Below are 17,144 nucleotides of genomic sequence, written 5' to 3' on the forward strand. Positions count from 1 at the left end.
CAGGATTTTTGTCCGTTTTGACAAATAACCGTATTGAGTAGTGGAATGACATACTGGCGAACAACACATCACTTGTTGCTCACGGTGTTAATGATGATCAGCCTCATCATAACGCCGATGTTTGCCATGTCTGCCAATCACGCCATGAATATGCTTCCAACAGACACAACGTCGGTAAGCATGGTCAATGACCACTCTGCCCCTCATGATAGATCGGATCCCCCTACCCCCTCTGCGTCCCACGTTTCTAGTGATCACTGTCTCACCACAGAGGCAGAAAGCACCGCTGGGACAGACAATGCCCATTGCGCCGCCATGGACAGCATGGACAATTGTCAGCACTGTGATGGCCAACATTGCCAATACAGCACGCTCACCACGTTGTTCTCCACCAGCGTGGATATGCACCATCACACTCCCACGCCAACAGCACTGGCCAATACCCTGCTAACTCGCCAAGAAAGCGTTTTACGCCCTCCCATTCACTGATACTCATTTTGAAAGTCGGCTGTTTGTAGCGCGTTCTACACCAGCACGTTTTAATTTTGATGTAGTGAATACACCATGAAAAAAAGCATGATTTCCCGTGCCCTTGGCATGGCATTAATCATTGGCTTGACGACGCCACTTTCTTCTTTTGCTTACGCGCAAGAAAGTGCCGCAGTGATCCCGATGAATACCCCGTCGACCCTTGAACAGCTCATTTTGTGGGCGGTTGAGCATGACGCCGGACAGCAACAACTCCAATACCAAGCAGACGCGATCATCGATCTGGGGATGGCGAATAGCCAGCTGATGGATCCGAAAGTGAAAGTGGGTATCGGCGGCCTGCCCGTGGATACGTTTTCCTTCGATGAAGACCCAATGACCAGCATGTCAGTGGGGTTGATGCAGCAATTTGGCCGTGGCGATACGTTGTCTCTGATGCAGAAACAAAGTCGTCAACAAGCCGATAGCCTGCATGAAAAAGCCGGGGTGCGTCAGCTCGATGTGACCAAAACCCTCACCCAAGCGTGGATTGAATTAGCCTACCTTAACCAAGCGCGTCAGATCATGACCCAAAACCAACGGTTATTTCAGGAACTGGCACACTATCTGGGCACCAACTACGGCGTGGGCGCCAATCAAGCCCAGGATCTGATCCAAGCTGACGTACAACTCAGCCGTATTGATGATCAGCTGCAAGCCAACCAACAAATGCAAGATCGCCTGAAAGCCCAACTTTCTGAATGGGTCGGTCATCACGCCGCACAACTGAACGTGTATGACTACCCGCAGTGGCTCCCCCTCAATCACTATTTAGCGAGCGAGCCCACGGATTTCTATTCCACGCTGGCCACACACCCGGCCATTATGGCCACAGATGCCGTGATCCGAAGTGCCGAGATCGGCATCGATATCGCGAACGAGGCGTATCAGCCCCAATTTGGCGTTGAAGTCATGTATGCCCACCGCCAAGCGGATCGCATGGACGGCTCCCCCGCGCCTGACATGCTCAGTGCCTACCTGACACTCGATATCCCGCTGTTCACTGAAAAAAGGCAGGACAAAAAGCTTTCCGCCGCCCAGCACCAAGTCGGCGCCACCAAAACTCAACGCGATCTTTTATTGAAGAGCATGCAGGCCAACATCCGCAGCTTAATGATTGATCGCCACAATACGCAACAACGCCTCTCCCGTTATCAGCAAAGTTTGCTTAAACAGGCACAGGAAAAAACCCACGCCGTCGAACGAGGCTATCAAAACAACACCAGCCAATTGGACGAATACATTCGGGCTGCCAGTGATGAACTGGCGATAAAACTCGAACAAGCCCGTTTGGGCGCGGATCTCCATCAGGCCAACAATAACCTCGCTTACCTGCTGAACAAATATTAAGGGATACCATGAAACAGACGATTACCGTTGCTGTTATTGCACTCGCTGTCGGCGGCGCGCTGGGTTACTACGCCAACATGCCTGATCACGCGGCCTCTCCAATGCTTGCACATGCGGGCGCCAAGACTCACGAACCGCTGTATTGGGTCGCACCAATGGACCCAAATTATCAACGAGATAAGCCGGGCAAGTCCCCGATGGGCATGGATCTCATTCCCGTCTACGCCGACGATGTGACGCCCAACAAGCAAGAAGCCGCAGGCACCGTCACAATTAATCCTGCGGTGGAAAATAACCTCGGGGTAAAAACAACGCTGGTCAGCCGACAGCCTCTCGAACCTCAGATTGATACCGTGGGTTACGTGGCGTTTGATGACACCCAACGCTGGCAGATCAACAGCCGAGTCAGTGGTTGGATCCAAACCCTGAACGTCAATACCGTGGGAGAAAAAGTCGAAAAAGGCGATGTCCTATTCGCGATCTATTCACCGGAATTAGTGCGGGCACAAGAAGAATTACTGAACGCCAAGCGCATTGGCAAAACCATTCTGGTTCAAGGGGCAAAAGACCGACTGCGCGCACTGGGGGTCGATAATGCCCAGATCAATGCACTGCTGAAACGGGGCAGAACCCAGCAAACCATTGCGGTTAAAGCCCCAGCGACAGGGGTTATTACCGCCTTGAATGTGCGTGAAGGCGGGTATTTGTCGCCACAGCAAACCGTGATCAGTGGCGGTTCGCTTGAAAATGTGTGGGTGGACGTTGAAGTCTTTGAACGCCAAGCCCATTGGATCACGCCAGGTACCGCTGCCACGATGCAGATTGATGCTTTACCCGGTAAAAGCTGGCAAGGTGACGTGGATTATATCTACCCCATTCTGGATGCAAAAACACGCACCCAGCGCATCCGTCTGACATTTAACAATGACAATGGCGACTTAAAGCCCAACATGTTAGCGGATCTGATCCTCACGCCGCGCAGCGCTGACCCCGTCCTTGTCGTCCCAGAGCAAGCTGTTATCCGCTCAGGCAACATGGCGCGTGTTGTACTGGCATTAGGCAACGGCAAATACCGCTCATCCCGTATCGAGATCGGTCGCAGTGCGGGCGGCATGGTCGAGGTGACGCACGGCTTAGCGGCCAACGATACCATCGTGACCTCCGCCCAATTTATGATCGACGCAGAATCCAGCAAAAGTGCTGATTTCAGCCGCATCAACCAAAACGCACTGCCAACCAACGCCATCATGGTGAGCGGGCGGGTAAGAAACATCATGCTGAACCACCAGATGCTCACCATCGAACACCCTGCCATCGCACAGTGGGATTGGCCTGCTATGACGATGGATTTCACCGTAACGGATGACAGCGATCTAAGCCAGCTCATCGGCGGACAATCCATCCGGTTTCTGATCACCCAACACGATGACGGACAATACACCGTCTCCGACATTGCGCCAGACGAAAAAGAAAGCATTAGCCAGAGTGATATGAGCCACAACAGTACCGATCACGGTTCTATGGATCACAGCGCGATGGGACATGCTGCAATGGGCCACAGCACGATGGATCACAGCGTAGTGGATAAAAAAAATAAGGTCAGTGCATTATGATTACCGCTATTATTCGCTGGTCGATCCAAAACCGATTCATGGTCTTGATGGCCACCGTTTTTTTGATTGCCGCCGGGATCTACAGTGTTAAAAAGACCCCGATTGACGCCATTCCAGATCTTTCTGATGTGCAGGTGATCATCAAAACCAGTTACCCAGGGCAAGCCCCGCAAGTGGTCGAAGATCAAGTCACCTACCCCTTAACCACGGCAATGCTCGCCGTACCGGGAGCAGAAACCGTACGGGGTTATTCCTTCTTTGGGGATTCCTATGTGTACATCATCTTCAATGATGATACCGACATGTATTGGGCACGCTCACGCGTGCTGGAGTACCTCAGCCAAGTCGCCCCAAAATTGCCTGAGAGCGCGAAACCAACGCTTGGACCGGATGCCACTGGTGTGGGCTGGATCTACAGCTATGTTTTGATGGACAAAACCGGCCAGCACGACTTAAGCGAACTGCGCAGCCTGCAAGACTGGTTCCTGAAATATGAACTGCAAACCGTCAGTGGCGTCTCTGAAATTGCCACCGTGGGTGGCATGGTCAAGCAATATCAGGTTCAGATCGATCCCGCGAAATTACGCGGTTATGATCTCACGCTGCAACAGATCAACATGGCCATTCAGGCCGGTAACCAAGAAGCAGGCGCATCGGTCATTGAAATGGCCGAAGCCGAGCACATGATCCGCGCAACGGGCTACATATCGACCCTTGATGATCTCAAAAGCCTCCCGCTAAAAGTCACCGACAACGGCACCCCGTTATTGCTGGGTGACATTGCCGACATCAATATCGGCCCACAAATGCGCCGAGGTATTTCGGAATTCAACGGCGAAGGGGAAGCCGTCGGCGGCGTGGTCGTGATGCGTTTTGGGGAAAATGCCCAAGCGGTGATCAGTCGCGTCAAAGACAAGCTCGCCGATCTGCAACGCAGCCTGCCCGATGGGGTGAAAATCGTCACCACTTATGACCGCTCTGGCTTAATCGACAGTGCCGTCACGAACTTATATGAAAAATTGGCGGAAGAGTTCTTTGTTGTCGCGATTGTCTGCGCACTGTTCTTGTTCCATATTCGTTCATCCTTGGTGGTGATGATCAGCCTGCCGATTGGCATTCTCACCGCTTTTATCATCATGCACTGGCAGGGGATCAACGCCAACATCATGTCCCTCGGTGGCATCGCGATTGCCATTGGCGCCATGGTAGATGGCGCCATTGTGATGATAGAGAACGTGCACAAACACATTGAACGCACACCGTTAACCGATGAGAACCGCTGGCAGGTGATCGGCAAGGCGGCCGAGGAGGTAGGCACGCCCCTGTTCTTCTCACTGATCATCATCACCCTGAGCTTTGTGCCTGTGTTTGCGCTTGAAGGCCAAGAAGGCAAAATGTTCTCCCCCCTTGCCTTCACCAAAACCTACGCCATGGCAGCGTCAGCCGGTTTGGCCATCACCCTCGTGCCTGTTTTGATGGGGTATTTAGTGCGCGGCAAGATTTTACCGGAACATAAAAACCCGGTGAACCGTGTCGTGACCGCCCTCTACCGCCCGCTACTTACCCTTAGCCTGCAATTTCCCAAGACGATCATTGTCATTGCCATTGCCCTCATGGCATCGGCGTATTACCCGATCCAAAAAATGGGCAGTGAGTTTATTCCTCCGCTGGATGAAGGGGATTTGATGTACATGCCGACCACCTATCCGGGGATTTCTATCGGCAAGGCCAGAGAGTTACTGCAACAAACGGACAAGCTGATCAAAACCCTTCCGGAGGTGAAAACCGTCTGGGGCAAAATTGGGCGTGCCGACACCGCCACCGATCCTGCGCCACTGACCATGATCGAAACCATTATCCAGCTCAAGCCCAAAGACCAATGGCGCGAAGGCGTAACCCCCGAAAGCCTGCGCCGTGAACTGGATAATCTGATCCAATTCCCGGGATTAACCAACGCATGGGTCATGCCGATCAAAACCCGTATCGACATGTTAGCCACGGGGATCAAAACGCCCATCGGGGTCAAAATCGCTGGGCCGGATCTCAAGCAGATTGAGCACATCGGTACTCAGCTAGAAACGGTATTGAAGGATGTCAGAGGCACCGCCTCTGTGTATGCCGAGCGCGTTGCCGGTGGCCGCTATATCACCATGGACATTAAACGCCGAGAAGCCGCCCGTTATGGCCTCAACATTCGCGACATCCAACAGGTGATCAGCACTGCGGTGGGCGGCATGAATGTGGGTGAGTCAGTAGAAGGGTTAGAACGCTACCCCATCAATGTCCGCTATCCACAACGCTACCGCGATTCTTTGGACGCACTGAAAAATCTGCCACTGATCACGCCTAACGGTGCCCGTATCGCCTTGGCCGATGTGGCCGATATTCGATTCGAAGACGGCCCGCCGATGATAAAAACCGAAAACGCCCGTCCTAACGGGTGGGTCTTTATCGATATTGAAGATCGTGATTTAGGCTCTTATGTACAAGACGCCCAGCAAACCGTGGCTGAACAATTGGCCCTGCCCGCGGGCTACTCGTTGGTCTGGTCTGGTCAATACGAATACATGGAGCGCGCCAAAGCCCGCTTGAGTGTCGTTGTCCCAGCGACTATCGCGATCATCATGATGTTACTGTACATGAGCTTCCGCCGTGTCGGTGAAGTCATGATCATCATGGGCACCTTGCCCCTCGCCATGGTCGGCGGAGTCTGGCTAATGGAAATCCTCGGGTACAACTTCTCCATTGCCGTCGGCGTCGGTTTCATCGCCTTGGCGGGGGTCGCCGTGGAAATTGGGGTGATCATGCTGGTCTACCTCAATCAGGCGTGGGCGTTCCACCAGCAAGATGCCGCACAGGCCAATACCCCACTGACGGCGTCGCACCTGAACCACGCGATCCAAGAAGGCGCCGGGCTCAGGGTCAGACCCATCATGATGACCGTTGCCACCGTCATCATTGGCCTGATCCCCATCATGTTTGGGGCCGGGACCGGTTCAGAAGTCATGCAGCGCATTGCCGCCCCAATGATCGGCGGCATGTCATCGGCCTTGCTGTTAACGCTGGTCGTATTGCCTGCCGTGTTCAAACTCTGGAAGAGTCGCAGTCACCGGCTTCATAACAAGACCATCGAGTAAGACGGCGTCACAATAGTCCCTATTCACCATCACCAGCAGTCGGAACGCACCGCCGTTCCGACTCACTAAAGGAAGAGAAATGATAATGCACCTAACCAAACCGACGTTCATCAAGCCATGCCTCACCGCATTACTGCCCTTCGCATACGTACTGCTGAGCAGCTCCGCCAGCGCAATGGAAAACCATGATCACCATGCCATGAGCGCGAAAAAAATGGACCACGCCCAAATGGATCACAGCCAAATGGGCCATGGTGAAATGGCATCCACAGTCGGCATGCCGGCTCCCACAGCACAAGCCAAACACACCTATCAAGTGACCCTGAGTGACGACATGCGCATGCAATTTTCGCCCGCGTTGTCTATTCAACAAGGGGATGTGGTGCGTTTTGTCATCACCAACACCGGTAAAGAACCCCATTCGTTTTCTATTGGCAGTGTCAACGAGCAGCAAGCGCATCGCAAGATGATGGCGAACATGAAAATGGTACACCACAATAACGACACGACAATAACCCTCCCCCCGGGGGAGTCCGCAGAAATGGGCTGGCATTTCATGGGCGACAAATTTGTCGAATTTACCTGTCATGAAAACGGGCACGCGAAAGCCGGGATGAAACGCAATACCGTGTTACGCTAATGGCGGCCGTCACGTAACACGTTCATAACAACGTAACACCGCGATCACCGGCTCGCTTTGGTCGGTGATCACCCATAACCCCCTCACCTACCGCCATTTGGCGATCCAGATCACAGTTATTTCATGCCAGTTATTAAGCCGTTGCATCCTTAACCATTCCACCTACAATCCTGTATTCAAGCTGAACACCCCCTCTTACATCGACAACAGGAATAAGGCCAGACCTGAATCTCCCTATTTCGATATCAGCACGTCGAGATTCAGCCCTCGCCTATACCGGATACTATTCATGAGCGACACCACTGCTAATCAGTACAACCCCACCTTTTCTTTGTCTTTTTTGCACCCTAAACACTGGCTGATCTGGCTTGCGATGCCCCTCATCGTTTTACTGGCCCTTCTGCCACACCGTGTCCGCCGTGGTATTTCACACCAAGCGGCCAAATTTATTCTGACCCGCAAGCGTGGCGCCAAACGACGTGCATTGAAAAATATCGAATTGTGCTTCCCGGAATTAACGGTGCAGCAGCAGGAAGATTTACTGGTTCGTACGTTTACCGTGGCAGGCTGTGTCCTGTTGGGGTTTGCTCAACCGTTCATTAAAGGGCGCCGCTTCGTACTCGACAGCCATGATATTCATGGCGCACACCACTTAGAAGCCCTGCAAGCTGACAACAAGAACATCATCATGCTGGTGCCACACAACTGGGCGATTGACTTCTCGGCGTTGTATTTTGCCGCCAATGACATGCCGATGGTGGCCATGATCAAGCCGCAATCCAACCCCATTGTGGACTGGCTGATGAACGTACAGCGCAAACAGTTTGGTGGCCGTATTTACCAACGCAGCCAAGGGATCAAACCGTACCTGCGTTCCATCAAAGACGGTTACCTCGCCTATTACCTGCCTGACGAAGAACACAGTATTCAGCAGAGTGTGTTTGCCCCTTTCTTTGGCAACGACAAAGCCACTGTCAAAGGCGTCGGCAAACTGGCCAAACTGTCTAATGCCGCGATCTTACCGGTGTACCCGTCTTACAATCTCGATACTGGCCGCTTTGAAATGGACATTCGCGCACCGCTGACCCACTTCCCGTCCGGCGACGAGTACGCTGATGCGTGCTACATGAACCAGACGCTGGAATCGATGATCCGCGCGCAACCAGAGCAGTACATGTGGATTTTAAGCGTATTACGCACCCAGCCTGATGGCACTAAGCGCTACTAAGCACGAACGACGAATAAGCGCCGAATCAACGCGTTCCAAAAGAAAGGCCTGCATCTGTGCAGGCCTTTTTATTCATCTATTTTTTCATCCCTTTTTCATCAATGTCTCTGTATCGTTACGTGATCACGCCATTGACTAGGCCGTTGGCTATGCCGGTTCCAGCACTTTCACCACCATGCCTTCATCCACTTGCTGCAAGGCATCAAGCAACTGATCAAGGTCGATGTCTTCCGGCACATTGATCTGCAATTCCGCAAAGAACAATGCCTTGCCCACATCAAGCACGCCAATACGGTGGTTTTCAATCTTCACGATGCCAATCCCGATCTCATCGAGAATTCGACTCAGGTCATGCACCAACCCCGAGCGATCATTGGCCTTGATTTTGAGTGTAACGGGATGGGTAGGAATGGCCTCGACCAGTGAGGGCGTGTCAAGAACACGAACATCAAGACTGGGTTGGGCCATAAAAACTTGTTTGAGCTCACTGACCGCGGTGGTGGGAATATCGATTTTGATGATCCCGACCACTTGGTTATCCAACCGGTTAATTTTGCTGATTAACCACTTCCCGCCCAAGGCATGGGTTTTGGCTGCCAGTACATTGATCAATTGCGGGTGATCGTCGCCCGCGAGGGTGATGGTGAGTTGAGTGTTCATACGCGTCCCCCTTTCAATAAAAGCCAGTAGAAAAATCGTTACTGCCTATATCCAGCCTAGCAAGTCCAGCCGACCACTGCCGTGATAAAGCTCTCCTCTGGGGTGACAAAAACCACGCTTTCCCTTGTGGCATCACACATTTCCCTTTTATCGCCCTGCGAAATAAAACCATAAAAAAAGCCACGTCTTTCGACGTGGCTTATTCATGGTTTTTCACCGTCGCGTGTCAGCCCCAAGGCGAACACCCCACCGTGATTAGATCCCAGCGCGCTTTAGCAGGCCCGCCATCAATGGCGAACTCGCTTTCACTTGCTTGGCTTTGTTCTTAAATTCACGCGCGAGTGAGGCATCGTGAATTTCGTTGGCAATGTAAATCATGGATTGGTACATATCACGCGCAGTCTTAATACGTGCTGCATCGTTCAATGGGCTGATGATCTTCACCACATCACCCCCGGTTTTGCCGTTTTCGTTTGCATACGTCAGGACAGAGTCTAGCAAGCGATCCAAATCAACGACAAAATCAGAATTCTCCATACCCAGCTTTTTAATCTCTTTCAGATTACGTTTACGTACCTGATTGATGATAAAGGCTGGTTTGTTGAGTTTCTTGTAACCGAAATAACCGGCCAGAATCAACAAAGCAACACCACCTGCTACGTAGCCCCAGATAGAGCCAGAAGACTCAGCCACAGGCTGAACCACGTCGGCCACATTTGTAACAGATACGGGTACATCAGACATATTTAGTAACCTTAACACTTCTATGGAACGGAATACCGAGACATTATGCACTCAGACATCGCAGAACTATGCGTTTTATCAACTTTTCATTCAAATAGAGTGACCGAGTTCAAGATTTGGAACTTATTCGCACATAACTGTTCATAAGAAGAGCGAGTGATCCCGGCCAATGGTATTTCATGATGATATGCACTACAGTGAAAAGCAGCATTATGGCACCCTCGTCCGGCATTACCCGACAAAGGTACTCCCCCGCGATTTTCGTCATTCGACTCTCTAAACCGGATGGGGGACTTCCTGTCGCGCCACTTTAACACCAAGGAGATGTATTGTGCACACACCGACACGCAAATTCGCTCTTCGTTCGAGCATTCGTCCTCATTATCTGGCACTGGCCACACTCCTGCTTTGCGCGGGTACTGCTCATGCGGCAGGCGGTTTCCAAGGTCCGAGTGCCAGTGACAACCTCAATACCGTGGCAGACGTACAAAATGCAGCATGGTTAACCGACGGCACCGAGGTCACGCTGATTGGCCACGTCACCCTGTCATTAGGCAAAGAACGTTACATGTTTGCCGATGATACCGGCAAAATGCCGATCAAAATTGATGACGATGAATGGAACGGTCAAACCATCAATCCCAATCACAAAGTGGAAATTCGCGGCGAGATTGAGAAAGACAGCTCTGCCAATGCAGTGGATGTCGACAGCATCAAGATCCTAAAGTAATTCACGCGCTGGATTAATGCAGTGGCCCCCATGCGGGTCAGAAAAAAGCCCTCATGATGAGGGCTTTCTCGTATCAGAATGTGTCAGCGTGCCTCTGAATGCGATTATTTTAGCACGGTACGCAAACGCTGAATTTTCTCTTCCAAAATCGAGGCTGGGCAACCCAGGTTCAAACGGATGAAACCGCGGCCATCGTCACCAAACCCGTATCCCATGGTCGGAATAACACCGGCTTTGTGCAAACGCTGCTCCAGCTCTTCATCGTCCATGCCCATGCCGCGGCAATCGAGCCACGCCAGATAGGTCGATTCCTGTAAACGGTACGTCACTTGCGTCAATTCGTTACCGACAAAGTCCGCCAAACGCTGGTTATTGGCTTCCAGATACACCAAGGTATCATCCAGCCAGTCTTTACCATGACGGTACGCCGCTTGGTTCGCCAAAATACTGAACGCACTGTAGACGTCAATCCCGTAGGCCAGCAGCTTAGACTTTAATGCCTCTGCTTCTTTCTCATTCGGGATCATGGTGTTGGTCAGACGCATCGATGGCAGACCAAATGACTTGGTACCAGCAATACACACTGCCAGCTTGTCAAAGTACGTTGGGTCAACGCGCAGGCAACTAAAGAAGGTGTGACCACGGAACACGATGTCCGCCCAGATCTCATCGGAGATCAAGTACACGCCGTACTGGTGACACAACTGGCACACGCGTGTCACTTCCTCTTCAGTCCACACGCGACCACCCGGATTGTGCGGGTTACAGAACATCATGATCTTCACGCCGTCTTTGAACTGCTGCTCAAGATCATCAAAGTTAATGGTGTAATATCCGTTGTCATTGATCAGCGCCGATTCTGCCACGGTACGCTGCGTGTTCGTGATGGTACGGTAGAAGGCATGGTACACAGGGCTCAGTACCAACACCTTATCCCCCACCTGACTCCAACGCTCCACCAGCATCGCAATCGCAGGCAGGCTGCCCGGCGTGGTGTGGAACCATTCTTTTTTCAATGTGACCTGATGGCGTTCTTGCCACCAATCAATCACCGAATTGAAATACTCGTCGCCACGCTCAGAGTAACCAAAAATACCGTGCTCAAGGCGTGCTTTCAGTGGTTCTGTAATAAAATCGGGCGCTTTAAAATCCCAGTCAGACACCCAACTTGGCAATGCCTCACCTTCCGGCACACCCAGCCACTTTTCCATGTAATCCCACTTCAAGCAGTCCGTACCGTAACGGTTGATCACTGTATCCAATTCGTGCGCCATATAAACCTCGTATAAAGCAGGAAGCGCTGACCCTCTCAACGCTGCCTGTGTTTTCTCTTCAAATGATGATGATATTTTTTCTTCTACATGACGCCGTTGTGGCTTCACGTCGTCGTTCTTTTATGCCGCCAATGTGTTACGCCGTCGCCGGTTCACCCTGACGCACGTCTTTCACAGCCTTCGCGATACCCACCCCTGTCACCGCCCAAATCATGGCAAAGAAAATCGCAGAGTAGTTTTGAATCGCCCAAGGCAAGTAATCTAACGTTGATACACCCAGTGTCGCCGCCATAAACACACCGGCATTGGTCCAAGGCACCAGCGGCTCAATCACCGTACCGGCATCTTCAATGGTACGAGACAGGTTCTTCGCATCCAGCTGCATTTTCTTGTACGTGTCACGGAACAATTCAGAAGGGATCAACAGGGCTAACTTACCGTCAGAGGTGGTACATACCACAGTAATGGTGGTCACAATGGTCGCGCCAATCAGGCTCGCAGTGCCTTTAATGCCTTTCGCCATCGTGTTCACCAACACATTCAGGCCGCCCGTCAGTGCTAACGTCCCGGCAAAAGAGAAGGCACAGAACACCAACAGCACCACACCCATCATGGATGTCATACCGCCACGGTTCACCAATGTCACCACATCAGAGACCAATGCCACATCCCCAAGGCCCGCATCCGCAAACATGCTCACTTTAAAGCCGCTCAGCATCGCATTCAGCGCCGTCACCAAGCTGAAACCTTGGAAGATCACACCGTTTGCCACGCCGATAGCAATGGCAGCCAGCATCAATGGGATCGTTGGCAACTTGCGGATTGCGCCCCACAAGATCAGCGCAGGCGGCAGCAATAAGAAGATATTCAGTGTGAACAACTGCTCAATGTTCGCCAGAATCGCCAACACTTTTTCAGGGGTGTCCGCACTCACATCGCTGTTACCGGCAAAGAAGAACACCACACTCGTCAACAAAAACGCGGGAATCGTTGTCCACAGCATGTGCTGAATGTGCGAGTACAAATCGGTACCCGCCACGACAGGGGCAAAGTTGGTACTGTCTGAAAGGGGGGAGATCTTGTCACCAAAATACGCGCCAGATACGACCGCACCGGCCACCGCCGCCAAGTTCGCATCCATACCGGTTGCGACGCCCATCAGTGCGACACCGACCGTACCGGCAGACCCCCAAGAGGTACCCGTACACAGTGACACTAAACAGGTCACTAAAAATGCTGTCAGGATCAGGTATTCAGGGCTGATAATTTTCAGGCCGTAAAATACCAACATCGGAATCGTACCGCCGACCATCCAGCTACCGATCAAACCGCCCACCAGCACCAAAATGAATACCGCAGGCAAGGCTTTCGCCAAACGATCGATGATGGCCGATTGAATATCATCCCAACCGTAACCCAGTTTCCACGCCACGCCTGCCGCAACAACCGCAGACGCCAGCAATAAACTTTCGATTGGCAGGCCGTACATGCCGTAGCCAATCACTAAAAATCCCAACATAGCAATGATAGGGAGCAAGGCTAATCCTGCTGGCGGTGTCGTTATTGTTTTATTATTCATGTAATTTACATCCGAAACAGTATGATGGTACAGAGAAATTTTGAAACAAAACCGGTTTAACTCAATGCCTGCAGAATAATGTGTCAGAAACGAGAGTTCTGTGATGGAATTCACCAATAAAAAACAATATTATCAGATGTAAATTACATGATTTAAAAATGAGATCTTGCACACACATGACCACGATTAATGATGTAGCCAAAGCCGCAGGCGTCTCGACCGCCACTGTTTCCCGCGTGATCAACCAATCACCCAATGTCATGCCTGACACCATTGCCAAAGTGGAAGCGGTCATGCAACAGATGGGCTATCAGGTCAAAGGGAACCGTCGCCTGACGATCAACCAGGGTCACGATACCCTCGGCTTAATCGTCAGCCGCTTTAACTCCCCCTTTTATGGCTTGCTGACCCAAGGGGTGGAAAAAATCGCCCGTAAACACCAGCGCAAAGTCATTGTCGCCAGCGGTGACTACGATGCCACGTGCGAAGAAGAGGCGATTCAGTTCATGCTGAACAAAGGCTGCCGTAATATCGTGATCCACAGTAAAGCGATGAGTGACGATGCGTTGATCCGCCATGCGGAACAGCTACCCGGTTTCATCGTGGTCAACCGTCATGTACCCGCCATCGCATCACAATGTGTGTGGCTGGATAACAGTGAAGGCACCTACAAAGCGACCCAGCATTTGATTGAACTGGGCCATACACGCATTGCGTATTTATCGTGTGAAATGGAAGTGGATGATAAATTCGATCGTTTTGATGGCTATCGCCGCGCCCTAGAAGAAGCCGGTATTGATGTGAATCCTGACTGGATTGAAGAAGTGCCTTTCGGTGAGCCTGGCGGGGCATTAGCGGCCACTAACCTGCTCAACAAAGGGTTGCCGGTGACGGCGATGGTGGCGTTCAATGATTTCTATGCCGCCGCTGCGATGCAAGTATTCAAAGAGCACGGCGTGGCGATCCCAGAACAACTGTCTATTGTCGGCTTTGATGATGTATTGCCGCAGTGCTATTTCAGTCCGAAGCTGACGACCATTCGCAGCCCGATTGAAAGCATGGCGATCAATGCCGCCCGTTTATCACTGGAAGGCACCGACAGTCCGCTGTCTCGCATCTTTCACCCCCTATTGATCAAACGTGATTCAGCCATGGCGCCACAGCCCGCATAATACATGTTGTACACGAGAATAACGTTCAGTCCCCCTTTATATCTATGCACACCGTAAAGGGGGATATAACACGGCGCTTTTTCTTGCGACTGATTATTCATTCACCTCATTATTGAAAGGCGTGATTTATATAATGGGAAATGCGCTTATTTATATTTTCACTGTCTTGTTATTCTGTGACTGTCGCGCTATTGCGGTTCATTACATCGGTATTTGACACATGATTTTTGTACCCTCTCGAGAAAAAACAACCAAAACAAAACACATTGAGACAAAAACAACCCAAAGAGAGGCAAAAAAAGGCGGCAGACCGCACAGTTACAGCATGCTACGGTGAGTCCGATTAGTGAGGCCGTGGTATCTTCCCCCCTGAAAGTCACACCCATAGACTATTTCGTTGAACTGTTATTATCCCGATTGAATATACCTCTGGACAAAGAACGGTGGATATAAAGCGGGACGTTTTACGTTTGATTTGAAAATAATATTTTTTATTTTCACTTAATTAACACGTAGTAACATTTTTAACCCTTCAATGCCGTCGTTATAAGTATTGATGGTTCGTGGCCACACCGCCACAACGTCATGTTTAGCCTCAGGGAGAGGAACGTGCTTAAAAAAATCACCTTATCTTTTGTACTGACGTTAGCGGTATTAATTTCACTCAGCTGTATGGTGAGTTATCGCTATCTGGATGCGTGGAAAGATGTCAACGTATTAAAAGAAAACAACGCGGTCACCAACACCTTGCTGGTTGCACTGGAAAACACCCTGCTCAGTGCCGAAACTAGCGTGACTGCCCTGTCTAACAGCTTTGCTGATTACGACTTTGACGACCAAACCCTCGCCATTATGGAAAATGTCGTCCGCGATTCAAACGGCCGCTTCATGGGCGTGTATTTCAGTAAGCCAAGCGGTGAAACCTTCACCTATTCGGCGGAACTGAGCGGCGTGATGCCCAACTTCAATGCCAAAGCCCTGCAACGCGAATGGTTTGTTGTGCCGATGCAAGGCCGCAACGTGATCTCCTCCCCGTATTCCAGCTCCACCGGTGAAACCATCATCAGTGTGGCCTCCCCTGTTCGAGATCGTAACCAAAAAATCGTAGGCGTATTGAGCATTGATGTCGACATCAGTGCCGACTTAGCCCGCACGAATATGGAATTCACCATTACCAGCAAAGACGGCCATGTACTGTTTGTGCATGATCAAACCGCACACTGGAAAGGTCAAAACATTTACACTGTGCGCCCGAATTTCAAACAAGCCAGCGCCACGCCTTTGCTTTACCAAGACAGCGAAGGGGTTTACTACACCGTGTCTAAACAAGACTATAACGGTCAGTACGACGTGTTTTCCTTCACCCAGCAAGAAGAAACCATTGCCAACCGCAATACCATGCTAATGATGTTTGTCTTCATCTTGCTGGCTGTCGGGCTGATCTTGGCACTGGTGGTGTTTTACATCGTCAAAAAAGAGATCGATACCAACTTAGGTGATGAGCCGGAAGACTTGGCGCGTAAAATTGAACACTTTGCTGACGGCAACATTGCAGCGGTACAGTTTGCGTCGTCAGGATTGGTGTCAGAATCGCTGCGCAACATGCAAAGCCGTATTCAGTCCCTGTCGCACACCACGCATTCGGTCACTGAGTCTTTGTTGGTGAATCAGTCACACATTGAAACCATCATTGAAGACAACAAAGCGAACGCTCAAAACGAATTTGCAGAAGTCGAACAAGTCGCCGCGGCCATTACCGAACTGTCGACGACCGCGACAGATGTCGCGCACAATGCGGCCATGGCTGATACTCAAGCCACGGAAGTGATGAATGTGGTCTCTATCGGATCTGAAACTATGGTACGCGCGGAATCTATTTCGGTACAGGTGAACGACTCCATCAAAGAATCTGCCATGATCGTTAGCGATCTGCGTCAGTACAGCGACAAGATCAGCTCTGTGGTGGATGTGATCAACTCCATTTCTGAGCAAACGAACCTGCTGGCACTGAATGCCGCGATTGAAGCCGCCCGTGCCGGTGAGCAAGGCCGTGGTTTTGCCGTGGTGGCCGATGAAGTTCGCTCGCTGGCGGCAAAAACCCAGCAGTCAACGGTCGACATTCAAGGGATCATTAATGAGCTGCAAGAACAATCGAAGAAAGCCGATGAATTCATGCTCAACAATGCCAGCCTAGTGGAAGAGTCTTACCGCATGTCGCAAGAGATCTCACAAGCGTTCCAAAACATCATGGCGAAAGTGGAAACCATGAATGACATTAACGCCCTGGTCGCCACCGCGTCGGAAGAGCAATCCTCTGTCACCGCTGACATTTCCCACCGCGTTGAGAACATCAATCACACGGTGCAAGTCAGCTTAGAGAACGCGGTTAAGATCAGTGATGTGAATGTGGAGATCTCTGAACGTATCGGCGCGATCAAAAATGAGATGGCGTACTTTAAGATCTAAGCCTTAAAAGATCTGGCGACGCT

Annotated in this window: 13 protein-coding genes; 9 read left to right on the top strand and 4 right to left on the bottom strand. The window is 51.2% G+C overall.

The genetic code is table 11. From position 1 onward, the window contains the following. The first annotated feature begins 45 nt into the window (after positions 1 to 45). From L4C36_RS13370 to lpxM, 6 genes are all read left to right on the top strand, one after another. Positions 46 to 489 (top strand): hypothetical protein, encoded by a 444-nt coding sequence (locus tag L4C36_RS13370; RefSeq protein WP_428478307.1) that lies wholly within the window; start codon positions 46 to 48, stop codon positions 487 to 489. Between the two features lie 75 nt (positions 490 to 564). Then, positions 565 to 1,878, top strand: coding sequence for a TolC family protein (locus tag L4C36_RS13375; protein WP_428478308.1), 1,314 nt, complete (start codon positions 565 to 567; stop codon positions 1,876 to 1,878). Between the two features lie 8 nt (positions 1,879 to 1,886). Next, positions 1,887 to 3,491 (top strand): efflux RND transporter periplasmic adaptor subunit, encoded by a 1,605-nt coding sequence (locus tag L4C36_RS13380; protein WP_428478309.1) that lies wholly within the window; start codon positions 1,887 to 1,889, stop codon positions 3,489 to 3,491. Further along, positions 3,488 to 6,628 (top strand): efflux RND transporter permease subunit, encoded by a 3,141-nt coding sequence (locus L4C36_RS13385; protein WP_428478310.1) that lies wholly within the window; start codon positions 3,488 to 3,490, stop codon positions 6,626 to 6,628. Before L4C36_RS13380 ends, L4C36_RS13385 begins: the two co-directional genes overlap by 4 nt. Positions 6,629 to 6,707: 79 nt before the next feature. Then, complete coding sequence (locus L4C36_RS13390) at positions 6,708 to 7,268, top strand: cupredoxin domain-containing protein (protein ID WP_428478311.1); 561 nt, start codon at positions 6,708 to 6,710, stop codon at positions 7,266 to 7,268. Positions 7,269 to 7,557: 289 nt separating this feature from the next. Continuing rightward, positions 7,558 to 8,496 carry a lauroyl-Kdo(2)-lipid IV(A) myristoyltransferase gene (gene lpxM, locus L4C36_RS13395; RefSeq protein WP_428478312.1) on the top strand — a complete coding sequence of 313 codons (939 nt, stop codon included), beginning with the start codon at positions 7,558 to 7,560 and terminating at the stop codon, positions 8,494 to 8,496. A gap of 147 nt (positions 8,497 to 8,643) precedes the next feature. Here lpxM and L4C36_RS13400 read toward each other — a convergent pair whose 3' ends face one another. Further along, positions 8,644 to 9,156, bottom strand: coding sequence for a glycine cleavage system transcriptional repressor (locus L4C36_RS13400; RefSeq protein WP_428478313.1), 513 nt, complete (start codon positions 9,154 to 9,156; stop codon positions 8,644 to 8,646). Between the two features lie 255 nt (positions 9,157 to 9,411). Continuing rightward, a complete protein-coding gene (locus L4C36_RS13405) occupies positions 9,412 to 9,900 on the bottom strand; it encodes a hypothetical protein (protein WP_428478314.1) in 489 nt (162 codons plus the stop codon). 331 nt (positions 9,901 to 10,231) lie between these two features. On the opposite strand from L4C36_RS13405, the gene L4C36_RS13410 reads away from it, so the two are divergent. After that, positions 10,232 to 10,630: a NirD/YgiW/YdeI family stress tolerance protein gene (locus tag L4C36_RS13410; protein ID WP_428478315.1), complete on the top strand. Its 399-nt coding sequence runs from the start codon at positions 10,232 to 10,234 to the stop codon at positions 10,628 to 10,630. 104 nt (positions 10,631 to 10,734) lie between these two features. On the opposite strand, the gene L4C36_RS13415 is transcribed toward L4C36_RS13410, so the two are convergent. Together L4C36_RS13415 and nhaC are read right to left on the bottom strand one after the other, a co-directional pair. After that, positions 10,735 to 11,904 carry a MalY/PatB family protein gene (locus L4C36_RS13415; protein WP_428478316.1) on the bottom strand — a complete coding sequence of 390 codons (1,170 nt, stop codon included), beginning with the start codon at positions 11,902 to 11,904 and terminating at the stop codon, positions 10,735 to 10,737. Between the two features lie 136 nt (positions 11,905 to 12,040). After that, positions 12,041 to 13,483: a Na+/H+ antiporter NhaC gene (gene nhaC, locus L4C36_RS13420; protein WP_428478317.1), complete on the bottom strand. Its 1,443-nt coding sequence runs from the start codon at positions 13,481 to 13,483 to the stop codon at positions 12,041 to 12,043. 176 nt (positions 13,484 to 13,659) lie between these two features. Here nhaC and L4C36_RS13425 point away from each other — a divergent pair, with 176 nt between their 5' ends. After that, entirely contained in the window at positions 13,660 to 14,655 is a 996-nt protein-coding gene (locus L4C36_RS13425; RefSeq protein WP_428478318.1) for a LacI family DNA-binding transcriptional regulator, read from the top strand. 609 nt (positions 14,656 to 15,264) lie between these two features. After that, the gene (locus L4C36_RS13430; RefSeq protein WP_428478319.1) at positions 15,265 to 17,121 is read left to right on the top strand and encodes a methyl-accepting chemotaxis protein; all 1,857 of its coding nucleotides are present in this window, start codon (positions 15,265 to 15,267) and stop codon (positions 17,119 to 17,121) included. The last annotated feature ends 23 nt before the right edge of the window (positions 17,122 to 17,144 follow it).

Origin of the sequence: Photobacterium japonica (assembly GCF_050337005.1) — a bacterium.
In the GTDB taxonomy this organism is placed as follows: domain Bacteria; phylum Pseudomonadota; class Gammaproteobacteria; order Enterobacterales; family Vibrionaceae; genus Photobacterium; species Photobacterium japonica.